This window comes from Bacillus cereus group sp. BceL062, assembly GCF_051780025.1.
Lineage (GTDB): Bacteria > Bacillota > Bacilli > Bacillales > Bacillaceae_G > Bacillus_A > Bacillus_A toyonensis.
Genome location: NZ_JBPWGY010000003.1, coordinates 490,999 through 503,607 on the forward strand (window position 1 = coordinate 490,999; position 12,609 = coordinate 503,607).

Genomic DNA, 12,609 nt, shown 5'->3' on the forward strand with positions numbered 1-12,609 from the left:
ATAACGTTACTCTTTATTCTCCCTTGTGATACACTACTTCTCCTTGTAAAACTGTCATTAATACTTTCACACTCGGAATCTTATCGACACTCATTTTAGTAATATCCTCATTTAGTATTACGATATCAGCCGATTTTCCTACTTCAATTGAGCCAGTAATCTTATCAAGTCCTAGTGCCTTAGCTGGCTTAATTGTATAAGCATCAATAGCAGCCTGTACATTAGACAAGCCTTTCTCATCAATACTTAATGCGTTCGAAATCGTCACAAGTGGATTCAATTCATTTACATCCCAATCACTACTAAGTGATACATTTGCACCTGTTTTCCAAATTTGTCCTAACGGCATAATTCGTTTCATTTGCTGGGCTGTAAAATACGTACTTGCCCAGCTTTGTTTAGGATCTTCCGCAAAATCATGGCCGACTTGAAAATCAGCGCTAACTCCTAAATGAGCAAAACGCTTCATATCACTATCTTCTACCATTTCCACGTGCGTAAGCGTATACGGCTGTTTTGCCCCTTCTTTTTTCGCTGCTTCAACTGCATTTAAACTCTCTCTTACTCCACTATCTCCAATTGTGTGAATAAGTGCACCGTAACCAAGTTTATTAAGTTCAGTTAACCACCATTTCATTTTTTCTTCTGGAATATAGTTCAAACCATACGGGGTTCCTTTAAACCACTCAAATTTATATTTTTCAAGCGTTTTCGCTGTACTGTTAATACTAATTCCATCACTATACATCTTCACTTGATTAATAAGCATGCGTGACGACAAATCATCTCGCTTAATCTTTTGGAAATACTCGATTTGTTCTGCTTCATTTAAGTTCGGATACACCCACGGACGAAGTACTACCCGTGACGTTAACTTTTTCTCATCATTTACTTTATTCCAAACATCTAACCAGCCTCGTTTCCAATAGAGACGTCCATCCCCCACTGTAGTAATACCATTCTTCGCAACTTCATCTAAGCCGTCCAGCAAACCTTCATAATTTTTTTCGAACAAATTCGGTTGGGCATTCCATGCTTTTTCCATTACGATATCTCCAGCTGTATCATAAAGAATACCAAACGGTTCTCCTGTTTCTGGATCCCGAATAATTCTTCCACCTTGTGGATCTTTCGTATCTTTATTTATCCCCGCCAACTCCAATGCTTTCGAGTTAACCCATACAGAATGAGAGGTTCTTTCCATAATTAATACTGGGTTATTAGGAAATAGCTCATCAAGAACTTGTAATGGCGTTTGTTGTTCTGACTTTTCATCCATATTTTTTAACAGCTCTTCCAAACTAAATCCTGTTCCACTTATCCATTCCCCATCTTTCACATCTTTTTTACAAGCATTTAAATACGAGCGTTGTTCTTGCAACGCAGCATCTGGTGAGACACTACAATTCCCTGCTGCTGGTGATTTCGCTTCGAAAATATGATTATGATTATCCACAAAACCAGGAAGAAGTTGACGTCCTTGTAGATTTATCACTTTCGTATCTTTATTAATCAATTTTTCTACATCCTTATTTGAACCGACAAAAGTAATTTTCCCATCTTTAATCTCTATAGCTTCTGCCATTTCTTGCTTTTCATTAGAAGTGTAAATTGTACCATTTTTAAACACTACATTTTTGGGCAACTGACTAGGTAGAGCAGAGCTACCATTCTCACCTTCTCCTACTTCAGGCGTACACGCTGAAATCCATACCATACTTAGAATCAAACAAATAATCATGATTTTTCTTTTCATATTCTTTCTCCTTTTTATTATGATAAAATGAAACTTTAATCAGTGGTGGACTCCATCCCTCACTAATTATTTGCCCATATCCATCAGGCTTTTACGGACAGCCTGACTCCCAAAAAATAGCGGGATAAATTGCTTTCGTATATAGAATAAGGATTGACATAATGTTAATGTCAATCCTTATTCTCATTCTATTTTCGTAACTAAAAAGCAAATTTGTGTCACATACTCTTCTGTTAAACAATCACATTCTGGTCCCTTTATATAGACTTCATATGGATGACTCTCTAGTATATAGCCATTCCTTTCAACCCACTCTTCTAACGCCATATAAGCATAACCTATATAGTCATAGCTGCCATAATGCATAGTGGTAACAATTTGATGCTGCTTTAGCCTTTTTATGTCGCACTCTTGTAATACGCTTTTATTATCTTCATCCATAATCGGAATTCTTAATTCTATATGGCTGCGATTTGGAATATACTCTTCATCATAAAAAACTGTAGATGGAGAACCGACTATTTGAAAGCTATTTTTTTGTACTTGTTCATATAAGTCATAAAAATAATCATCCATGTCATCTATATCTATTTGTAACTTTTGAGCAATTACCGTTATTTCATTTCTCATTCCAATTAATATATCGTAACTTCTATGGCGAGCAATATTTAGACCTTTATTCATATTTACTATTTCATTCATTTCTGAAATAACCTGTAAATTTTGTTTCACTTCATGAGACAACTCCATAATTTGAGATTGCATATGTTCAACAAACGAATCTTGATCTGCTGACTGGAGAATGACTTTAATTTTTGGTAAAGGAAACTTGTACTCCCTCAGCTTTTTAATTTTTAACGCTACTTCCAGCTGCCCTTGTTCATAATATCTATATCCATTTACCGGATTCACATATGCTGGTTTTAATATCTCTTCTTTGTCATAATGCCTTAGCATCCGTGTACTCATTTTACAAATCCGTGAAAATTCAGTAATTGTATACATATAAATACCCCTTGAATACATTTTCTTATAAACTTATTTATCCCGATTGGTATGGGCTAATAATTAGAGAGGATGACCCCCTCTAATTAAAGTTTCACCTTATTAAAACCAATCAAAAATTTTTCTAATTGAAGAACTTTCATTCTGATTGCTCAATCTTTTCATTTTTAAAGGCAATAAATGGCTCGGACAATACCACGTTAAACAATTCATTGCACCTCCCATTGTCGATATTTCTCCTACATGAATTTGAATGACTTGTTTTTCCGTATGCTGTTGAATATATCGTAAAACTTCTCCGTCTTTTGCTAATCCAAACTTAGGAACATAAAGGGCGTCACATGTTTCTAACATATTTATATATAAACCTTTTGCCGATGCAATTTCTTGATCATATTGCCCTTTCTCTGTATATGACGAAGGAACAACGATAAATTCAGCTTCTGGCATTTGCTCTTGAATAATCTCTTGCACATGATATCTAAATTCATTATCACCTAGAAAATCACTAATAAACATTGTGTGTTCATCAATAAATTTAACCATTCCGTCCGCGTGCGCAAGTACATCTCCTTCTTCAGCAGGAATAATAATAACCCGGCTTACATCTAAATCCCACTCTAATTGCTCAATTATTTCCTCTTCCGTCCAATCATCGTTGTCATCAAATATGCGTTCTGTTAATATAACAGTATCTTTTTTATTCCAAATAAGATTGCCACCATCCAATATTAATGGTGATTTCACATACTCAAATTCATTTTTCTTCAACCATTTATTAAATTGTTGATCTAAATATCGCCCTTGATCCTCTGGTAAATAGTTTGGGTAATATTTAAATTTAACAAGATGATTCGTTATAACTGGCGCAACATCTCTTAGCCAAATATCATCATACTCAAAGAAGTTTGTATGAAAGTCTTGCTCTTCAACAGATAAAGATATAAGTTGATCGGTAAATGATTTTTTTTCATTTAAGTATTCATTAAAGTAAATAATGTCTTCATACAATGGTTGATAATATTCATTCGATTCATCTGGTATTGCAGTAAAAATAATGCCACTATGTTTTTGTTCCATTTTATTTACCTCGCTTTTTAATAAGGATTACATAACTGATTTCAATCAGCCAACTATTCCCCAATCCATTTCTCTTTCCATTACAATTTTTGAAACGTGCACATTTCATGAATGGATTATAGCACGGAGAAATATTATATATTTATATAAAAAATATATAGCTGTCGTTAAGCCGTAAAGTAACTCTTGACAAGATTTGAAAATAACGCTTTTCATACAACATTAAAAATATAATTATCATACCCAATGAATGATTAGCTGATTTTTCTATCAAGATTCATATCCATTACTTCGAGCAAACCGTTTTGATTACATAAATCTAATACATGTGTTTCTACTCCTATACAAATCCCTTCTAATGGAAGATCGTTTGGGTCCTGGCCAAATGGATCTTCAATTTCAACCCCTATTGCTTCAATCCCTATAAATGCAAAACTTATAAACGTAGTTGCAAGTACTGTAAACCATCCAAGACTATCAACAAGCCCGATCGGTAAAGTCCCGCAAAATATGAGCAGTAAAATTTTAATATGAGCAAAATATGCAAATGGGATAGGCGTTGTTTTAATACGATCACATCCACCCACAGCCGTAAGCAAATTATTCAAATCAGCTTCCATATTAATTATTACATTTGGATGAATTCGACCCGTTTTTAAACCTTTTGATAGTATAGTTTTTAACATAAAAACTATACTAATTGGTAAATGAATAGACTCCGCCAATATTTCCTTTTCCTTCTCGGAACAAATATTAAGCAATGCTTTTATTTCAGTTAGATCTTTATCGTCTCTCAAATGCCCTTTCGCTATCTTAGGAAAAGCAATTAATAAATGTAAAAATTTTAGCTTTTCCTGATCCGTCTTTTTCTCTTCAGACTCCCAATGACATAAAAAACTAACTGCTAAGTTTCTAGTAGAAGCACCAATCGTGCCAAATAACTTTCTACCTTCCCAGTACCGATCATAGGCAGTGTTCGTACGAAAAACTAACAGTAGACCTAAAGCTCCTCCAACAATTACCCAAGGAGTTTGATTAATTTTTATTGCTACATAATAGTAATTAATCACAGTGATTACTGTTGAAATGCACATATATAATAAAATTTGTGGGAAAATATCTCTTATAACTGTTCCCTTTAATGTAAATATTCGATGTAAACTATTTTGATTATTGTAATGTACCATATTTACAAAAGCCTCTTCCCTTTTTAACTTTTTATCCTTAAAAATTACGAAAGTATACAATTAAATAGTAGAATCATAAACCCTATCATTACGAAACTGGTGAAAATTATTTCTTTCAATACTCTTACTCCTTTTTGAGCCAAAAGATATACCACTTTTAAAATTTAAACAACAAATGTTCACTATTCTAAATCACGACGCATTATTTTAGAGTTCGCAATGAATAAAGCACTAATTAATACAAGAATCGCGCAGGCGTATAACAATATATCTATTGGACTATCATGATTTATAATAATGAGACGAACGATAGCTGTTATACCTATATATATAAAATATCGTAATGGAAAATGAAAATTCATTTGAAAATACTTTATAATCATTACGATGAATTCAAAATATAAAAAGAATACGACGATACTATCGATCAAATGATAACTAGATTCCTCACCATTTAATTTCAGTTCTTGTATAAATTGAATGACTTCTTTCACAAGAAACACACTTAGAACAACCCCTAAACAAATCAAAGCTACATTTAAAATGTACTGTAGAACGATAGGGAAAAACGAAAATACTATTTTTAAGTTCTTTAACACAAACATTTTCTCCTTTTCCATATAAAGTGAAACTTTAATCAGTAGGGGGGGGTTCACCCCCTACTGATTATTAGCCCACACTAATCGGGCGTTTATGGACAGCCCGACTCCCACCTAACTTCTTTTTTCGAGTCGAGTTTTAAGGTGAGAGTCTTACTACCCGCAAATAGCGGGATAAAACGAAAAGCGACAATACACTATACTCCGATTATCATTATATTAAAACGTTTTATTTTTACGAATAATAAAGCATGACAAAATAGGTAAAGATAGTATTTCATCTATTTTGTCTATACAGCAGTATAACGAAACTCCAAACGACTATTTCAATTGAATTGGTTGTTGTTGTGTCACACAATGAATCATACCGCCATTTTTATAAAGCTCTCTCACATCAATACCTACTACTTTACGATCCGGGTATAACTTCTGAATCGCGTCGTTTGCGATTTTATCATTTGGATCATTATAATTAGGCACCAATACCACTTTATTCCCAATATAATAATTGATATATGATCCCTTATAATCAAGAGTTTTCCCATTTTCTAAAGCAACCTTGTCTTTACTAAGTGGTAAGTATTCATACTTATACTTATTTCCTGAAGCATTTTTTGCATCTAACAATGTATCCATATCTTTGTTAGACAAACCCCATTCGGCTAGGTCGTCTTCTTTCATCGTTACAATTGTAGATTTATTATGGAATTTAGCAAATCCATCAATATGAAAGTCCGTAATATCTAAATTAGGTACTCCATCTAACCAAATAATGTTTGACACCCCAAGGTCACTTATATATTTTTCAATTTCCTTTTCCGATAAATCAGGATTTCTATTTTTATTCGTTACAGAACTTCGAGTTAATAAAGCAGTCCCATTGCTATCTAATTCAATTGCGCCACCTTCAAGGACAAATTTCCCCCAATCAATTCTTTCAATCCCTAATTGCTTACTAACGTTCTCACGAATACGAGCATCATTTTTGTAAGGTGTTTTATTCCCCCAACCATTAAATGCTGGATCTAATATTTTTAGATTTTTATCATTGTCATAAACAAAAATTGGTCCACTATCTCTTGCCCATACATCATCCGTAGGTGCTATAATGAAATCAACCTTCTCCATATTTAGCCCTTCATCTGTTAAAAGCTTATTGATTCTCTCTTTTTCTTCCTGGTCATATGCAACAATGTGGACTTTTTCACCCGTAGTTAAAGCACTTGCCATCTTAACCCAAATAGGTTCAACTTCTTTTTGATACTCTTGACCATATGTGTATTCATGTGGCCATTGTAGCCATGTACCTTCATGTTTATCTGTTTCATCCGGCATCGTGTATTTTCCAATCTTTTTCTGTACCTCTACCTTCTCATTCTCTTTCCCTTTTGCATTTTCATTTCCACCTTCATAAGAACATCCACTTATAATCGTTGTAGCTAATGTAGCTATCAAACAAAACTTCACTACTTTTTTCATTTTCTGCCCCTCCTGTTCTTGTCTTCAATAATGTAAAGCTTCACATAGTGTGAAGCTCAAGCTTTTTCATCGATGTAAAAATTACCAATTATTCTCCCACGTGATAATCGTAAAATTCCAATAAAAATAGAGGGCATTCACAAAGTAACCCCCTCTATTTAACATTACTATTTTTAACTTCCTTCATAAATTTATTCTAATCTTACTCCCTTCTCATACTTGCTTGTTCACTAAATAAAACATTATTAAATAAAAAAATCGGTATTGATCATTTCATATCAATACCGATTTTTAAACATTTATTTTTCTTCTATTAAATCATTCGCCATTTTTCTAAACTCTTGATTAAACGTATCATTCATACCATTCTGTACGTTAGAGAATAATATAACAAACGTTCGTTTATCCCAGTTAAAATTATTAAATGTGTTCCAACCAGCTAATACCCCATGATTATGATAATAGTCTGGGTAAATATAGAAACTAAATCCATATTTTCTTGCAGGTGATACAGTAAACATATCAGATAAGCCTTGCTTAGAAAGCAATTTCCCATCCATAATAGCCTCATCTAATTTTTTCATATCTTCAACAGTCGTATACATTTCACCACAACCATATAGCCAGTTCATTTTTAAGCGAGGCGCATCTATTAATTCATTATCTTTTTTCGTATAACCTTCTGCTAAGAAAATATCTTCCGGTAGAGTTGCCCCCATTCCAGATTCATGCATTCCAACAGGATTAAAAATATTTTCTTTCACATATTCAGCAAGCGGTTTATTCGTAGTCTTTTCGACAATATACGCTAACACCATATAATTATAATCTGTATATTTCCATCCTGTCCCTGCAGGAAATTGTAACGTTTGCGCACCAATCCACGTTACTAACTTTAAACGTGACGCTGCATCAACACTCCCTTGCCCCTGTTCTGGTAACCCGGACGTATGTGTTAACAAATTTCGTAACGTAATGTTTTTATCTGCCGGAAACGATGGAATATACTTATTGACATTGTCTTCAATATTTAATTTCCCTTTTTCTCTTAGTTGCATAATAGATATCGCAACGACTGTTTTCGTAATGGAACCGATACGATACTTCGTTCTTGGCGTTGTTAACATTTTATCTTTCACATTCGCATAGCCGTAACCTTTTCGTAAAATCACATGACCTTTGCTAGCTACTAGAACACTCCCATTAAACCCTTTATCTTTTAAATATTGATCTAGTTTTCCCGCTGCACTTTCATAGCGTTTTTTCTCGTTTATACTAACTTCTTGCTGCTCGTCCTTTTGCTTATCAATTATATTCGAAAATGCCTTTATATCATATTTTTTATCTTTCTTTGCATGTATTAGTGCAACGACACTCCCACAAAAAACAGCAAAAATAAAGAAAACGATTAACCATTTCTTTAACATAATAGGAACCCTCTTTTTCTAGTTTCACTTAACGTGCATCCATTCTATTCTATATCTTTTAATTTTCAGATATTTTATAATATTACTTGCTATTCTCTTTATTTAAATTAGATTCCTTTTTATCACATTCAACTTTCAACTACTCTCTATTGTATTTCTTTCTTAAAAAATATCCAGCATACAATCGGATGCACCTGACTATAATTTCAATTTCTTATGTAACATTTATTACACATCATACAGAATGGAGATGTAATATGAAAAATACCGATAGACGCAATCGTTTAGATGATAGAATGTTTCATTATCGGATAACAAAGAACAATATAGTTTTCATTGAATATTACGGAAAACAAATTATGCTTTTAAAAGGAAATGACGCTGAAAAATTTTTAAACAAAATAAATCATGCAAATAACGATAAAGAACAACAACTGATTATGGCTAAAATTACAGGTAATTTCAAAAGAGGAAATGAACGTAATTGAAAACGAATCTCATTTTCTTTTTTTGATTATACAGCATATTCAATAAGAAATGTCGCTCATATGGCATTTCTTTATATTTTCTTCACCAAAAATTCACATTGCTAACTTTCCTTTATTTTTTATTCTCCCTATATAAGCTGAGTACTGAAATACTTAGTAATACAACTATACACAACCACGCATACGTATACCCTTTCTGATCTACAATATACCCAAATAAGACAGGTGCAACAATAATAGCAATTTGATTTAATGTCAGAGCAAAACTCACTGTCATCCCTACAGATTCTTCACTTGCCGTTTCTGCAACTTCAATTATAAAAAGACTGAACCAGCCAATCGAAAAGAACCCTAACAATGCACTTACAACATACAAGAACTCACTCCTTATTGTATGTATATTCATTACTAACATAAGAATAAAACAGATAGAAGTACAGACCGATATAAATAAAGGGATGCGCCGGTTTCCCTTATAACACAAATCACTAACAGCTGCCAATGTAATACGACCAATCATTCCAGAAAAGAACATAACTGAAAATACTTTTCCGGCTAAAATAGGTGTAATTGATTGTTCCATTACTAAAAAATTTATAAAATGTCCAACTAACACCATTTGTAATGAAATCATGCAAATACCAGTTATATAAATTGGATACAACGCTTTTTTATGCATCACTGATTTTAACTGCACCCAAAAAGAGGTTTTTATACGTTCTTCTTTCCCTTCCTTCCGAACACATGAATCTCGATAAAATATAGAAAATAAAAGACCACCTATTATACAAATGCTTCCTATTACATGTATCGCATAAGACAAATTATATTTTATTACAAGTAACGGAATTAATACTCCCGCTAGTACACCACCAATCGGTATACCGGCTTGCCTGATCCCCATTGCTAACCCACGATTTTCTTTTGAGAACCATTTTAGTATCACTTTACTTCCTCCCGGCTGGGAAACACTATAAAACATTCCTACTAACAAAAGGACAAAGAGTAACCCTTTAAATCCATTTACTATATTAGTCAGTAAGAGCGAACCTCCGAGTAAAAATGAACTGATAGTAATTAACCACTTTTCATTATATTGATCAAGTAGCTTCCCAACAAAAAGCATGCAAAATAGCGGTCCAATATTTACAACACTTACTAATAACCCACTCTCCATATTGGTAAGTGCGTATTCTTCCTTCCAAAATAAAGCGAAAGCTCCGACACCATACGTTATAAGTGTCGCTGTCGTTTGAGCAATCGTCGCAAAAATTAACATCATCCACTTATAAGTACTGTTCACATTCTCTTTCATTAACATTAAGATCCCTCCATCCCCTTCCATTGTATGAAATTTTTGATATCATATAAAATAAATATTAATCATATAATCCATCAAAAAAATTGATACCTTTTTCGGAGGGATGATACGTGGACATAAAAGATTTAACTGTTTTTTACGAAGTTGCAAAAGAAAGAAATATATCTCATGCAGCAAAAAATTTAAACTATGTGCAATCTGGCGTAACGATGCGTATGAAACAACTAGAAAACGAATTAGGTGTGCCTTTATTTTATCGAAATGGAAAAGGTGTTACTTTAACTTCTAACGGCGAGATTTTATTAACATACGCAAAACAAATCATCCACTTAATGGAGCAATCTGTTAAAGCGGTCCAAAGTAATGGAACCGAACCAAAAGGCACTTTAAAAATCGGATGTACAGAATCCACAACAGCTGTTCGGATTCCTTCCATATTAGCGAACTACTATGAGAATTACCCACAAGTCGAATTAGTTTTAGAAACAAATACGACGGAACAGCTAACCCATCTCGTATTAGACCGAAAACTAGACGGAGCATTTATCGCTGGAACTACTCAGCACGCTGAACTTCGTGCAAATGTATTTCGTGAAGAAGAATTAGTTCTCATTAGCAAAAATCCTTTATCCTCTTTCCAAGACATAGGAGACATGAATTTACTTACCTTTAGTCACGGGTGCTATTATAGAAGGTTATTAGAAGACTGGCTTCAAGAAGAAGGAATTTCACCTAAACGAGTTTTAGAGTTTGGAACGATTGAAGCGATACTCGCATGTGTAAAATCAGGTATGGGCATAGCAATTATGATGAAATCTATTTTAAATGGTCATAAACATGACGTATCATTCAACCCTTTACCAAATAGCTTCAAAAAAATCCCTACTACTTTTATTACTAGAAAAGATATTTTTCACTCAGCTGCATTACAAAAATTTATGGAGATGATCCACAATGCGTGAAAAGAAAATACGTGGTATGAAACGAAAAACAAACACTATGATAAAACGAATTGAGGAATATACGAATACATTCCCTTCTACTTTCTATCATGATGAATATTGGTATATGCCTTTACCTGTTTCACAAGCTTTTATCGAGTCTCATAAAACACCTAGAAAAGTAAAACGATTATGTATACAAACCTTAATAGATCGAGTAAATCATTTAATTAAAATAAAACCGAGTGATGCACATACATATCGAGTTGTTACTATAATTTCTATAGAAAATTTATGGAGATCGCAAATTATCGTATTTAAAAACAATGACTACTTTCAAAATTTTTTCAATAGAAATAATGAATCTCAAAAATGGATCCCTCTTTCAAATGAAATTAATTTTTGGGAAACATGTGGAATTTCAATTTGCCCTACTACCCAACTGTTGCACTTTCAAGAAGTCATTTATGATGAAGATGCAATCGATAAAAAAGAGATTTGGTTTATTGGAGAGTTATCTTAAAAGAGGTACTTTCAAATGAAAAGTTTCCCTTTTTTCACCTGACAAAATCGCTATATAATGAATTTATCATTTCACTATATAGGAGGTTTTCAAATGGTAATCCCTAAATATCCTGATGTCCCTACTCTTACGAAAAAACAAATCGATCAAATTACAGAAATCACTTTTCTAAAAGAAATAACACCACAAAAATGTGATGCAATTTTCGTTTTCGGCGGTTCTCATCCTGGCAATTGGCAAACTCCTCTAGAAGCTTATCGACAAGGTTTAGGAAATCAAATTATCGTTACAGGTGGTACTAGTTTACATGGTATGAAACATCCGAGCTGGAATTACAGGGATTTGTCAGAAGCAGAAGTAATTGTAAATAAATTAATTGAACATGGCGTACCCAAAGATGCTATCATGTTCGAAACAAACTCCCTCCATTCTATCGCTAATATAATTGAAGCGAAAAAGATTTTTGATTTCACAAAGATTAATCGGCTGCTATTTGTATGCAAAAGTTTAGGAGCTGGTCGGCAATATAGAGTATTAAAAAAACATTTACCTAAAACTATTACTTGTATCCCATATATATTTGATACAAGCTTCGATGGTGAGTTTATAATTAATAGATATAATTGGATGGAAAATGAAAAGAGTCGCTCTATGATTTTTGGAGAATACTTGAGAAATGTTTGCTACGGTAGAAAAGGTGGTATTGAGCCACCTGAAAAAGAGGTTCATGGTCTAGAAGAATATGTATCCTATTACTATAATCTAGCATAAAAGTAGAAAATTCTATTTCATATTATAAAAAA

General features: G+C 33.1%; 12 protein-coding genes. 4 read left to right on the forward strand and 8 right to left on the reverse strand.

Features of this window, described 5'->3' with window-relative positions:
* Positions 1-13: 13 nt before the first annotated feature.
* From ACS2MN_RS10795 to ACS2MN_RS10825, 7 genes are all read right to left on the reverse strand, one after another.
* On the reverse strand, positions 14-1,756 hold the full coding sequence (locus tag ACS2MN_RS10795) for an amidohydrolase (protein WP_346994456.1): 1,743 nt from the start codon (positions 1,754-1,756) through the stop codon (positions 14-16).
* 183 nt (positions 1,757-1,939) lie between these two features.
* Positions 1,940-2,761 carry a MerR family transcriptional regulator gene (locus ACS2MN_RS10800; RefSeq protein WP_000288101.1) on the reverse strand — a complete coding sequence of 274 codons (822 nt, stop codon included), beginning with the start codon at positions 2,759-2,761 and terminating at the stop codon, positions 1,940-1,942.
* Between the two features lie 102 nt (positions 2,762-2,863).
* Positions 2,864-3,841, reverse strand: coding sequence for an agmatine deiminase family protein (locus tag ACS2MN_RS10805; RefSeq protein WP_438894690.1), 978 nt, complete (start codon positions 3,839-3,841; stop codon positions 2,864-2,866).
* 254 nt (positions 3,842-4,095) lie between these two features.
* Positions 4,096-5,028 (reverse strand): bestrophin family protein, encoded by a 933-nt coding sequence (locus tag ACS2MN_RS10810; RefSeq protein ID WP_000233831.1) that lies wholly within the window; start codon positions 5,026-5,028, stop codon positions 4,096-4,098.
* 182 nt (positions 5,029-5,210) lie between these two features.
* Complete coding sequence (gene psiE / locus ACS2MN_RS10815) at positions 5,211-5,627, reverse strand: phosphate-starvation-inducible protein PsiE (RefSeq protein WP_000916784.1); 417 nt, start codon at positions 5,625-5,627, stop codon at positions 5,211-5,213.
* Positions 5,628-5,948: 321 nt separating this feature from the next.
* Complete coding sequence (locus ACS2MN_RS10820; RefSeq protein ID WP_346994455.1) at positions 5,949-7,106, reverse strand: agmatine deiminase family protein; 1,158 nt, start codon at positions 7,104-7,106, stop codon at positions 5,949-5,951.
* Between the two features lie 299 nt (positions 7,107-7,405).
* On the reverse strand, positions 7,406-8,533 hold the full coding sequence (locus ACS2MN_RS10825; protein ID WP_346994454.1) for a serine hydrolase domain-containing protein: 1,128 nt from the start codon (positions 8,531-8,533) through the stop codon (positions 7,406-7,408).
* Positions 8,534-8,790: 257 nt separating this feature from the next.
* Between ACS2MN_RS10825 and ACS2MN_RS10830 the strand changes: the two genes are divergently transcribed.
* Positions 8,791-9,021 carry a hypothetical protein gene (locus ACS2MN_RS10830; RefSeq protein ID WP_346994453.1) on the forward strand — a complete coding sequence of 77 codons (231 nt, stop codon included), beginning with the start codon at positions 8,791-8,793 and terminating at the stop codon, positions 9,019-9,021.
* Positions 9,022-9,133: 112 nt separating this feature from the next.
* Here ACS2MN_RS10830 and ACS2MN_RS10835 read toward each other — a convergent pair whose 3' ends face one another.
* Positions 9,134-10,366, reverse strand: a complete 1,233-nt coding sequence (locus ACS2MN_RS10835) for an MFS transporter (RefSeq protein WP_140154009.1) — start codon at positions 10,364-10,366, stop codon at positions 9,134-9,136.
* An 86-nt stretch (positions 10,367-10,452) separates the two neighbouring features.
* On the opposite strand from ACS2MN_RS10835, the gene ACS2MN_RS10840 reads away from it, so the two are divergent.
* The 3 genes from ACS2MN_RS10840 to ACS2MN_RS10850 all read left to right on the forward strand — a co-directional run bounded on the left by ACS2MN_RS10840 (position 10,453) and on the right by ACS2MN_RS10850 (position 12,577).
* A complete protein-coding gene (locus tag ACS2MN_RS10840; RefSeq protein ID WP_087948779.1) occupies positions 10,453-11,304 on the forward strand; it encodes a LysR family transcriptional regulator in 852 nt (283 codons plus the stop codon).
* Positions 11,297-11,806 (forward strand): DUF3916 domain-containing protein, encoded by a 510-nt coding sequence (locus ACS2MN_RS10845; RefSeq protein ID WP_001208338.1) that lies wholly within the window; start codon positions 11,297-11,299, stop codon positions 11,804-11,806. Before ACS2MN_RS10840 ends, ACS2MN_RS10845 begins: the two co-directional genes overlap by 8 nt.
* Before the next feature lie 93 nt (positions 11,807-11,899).
* The gene (locus ACS2MN_RS10850) at positions 11,900-12,577 is read left to right on the forward strand and encodes a YdcF family protein (RefSeq protein ID WP_087948780.1); all 678 of its coding nucleotides are present in this window, start codon (positions 11,900-11,902) and stop codon (positions 12,575-12,577) included.
* Positions 12,578-12,609: the final 32 nt, after the last annotated feature.

Coding starts and splice junctions, on each gene's coding strand:
- ACS2MN_RS10850 (WP_087948780.1), top strand. CDS start 11,900: ATGGTAATCCCTAAATATCCTGATGTCCCTACTCTTACGAAAAAACAA.
- ACS2MN_RS10835 (WP_140154009.1), bottom strand. CDS start 10,366: ATGGAAGGGGATGGAGGGATCTTAATGTTAATGAAAGAGAATGTGAAC.
- ACS2MN_RS10800 (WP_000288101.1), bottom strand. CDS start 2,761: ATGTATACAATTACTGAATTTTCACGGATTTGTAAAATGAGTACACGG.
- ACS2MN_RS10825 (WP_346994454.1), bottom strand. CDS start 8,533: ATGTTAAAGAAATGGTTAATCGTTTTCTTTATTTTTGCTGTTTTTTGT.
- ACS2MN_RS10845 (WP_001208338.1), top strand. CDS start 11,297: ATGCGTGAAAAGAAAATACGTGGTATGAAACGAAAAACAAACACTATG.
- ACS2MN_RS10805 (WP_438894690.1), bottom strand. CDS start 3,841: ATGGAACAAAAACATAGTGGCATTATTTTTACTGCAATACCAGATGAA.
- ACS2MN_RS10795 (WP_346994456.1), bottom strand. CDS start 1,756: ATGAAAAGAAAAATCATGATTATTTGTTTGATTCTAAGTATGGTATGG.
- ACS2MN_RS10830 (WP_346994453.1), top strand. CDS start 8,791: ATGAAAAATACCGATAGACGCAATCGTTTAGATGATAGAATGTTTCAT.
- ACS2MN_RS10820 (WP_346994455.1), bottom strand. CDS start 7,106: ATGAAAAAAGTAGTGAAGTTTTGTTTGATAGCTACATTAGCTACAACG.
- ACS2MN_RS10810 (WP_000233831.1), bottom strand. CDS start 5,028: ATGGTACATTACAATAATCAAAATAGTTTACATCGAATATTTACATTA.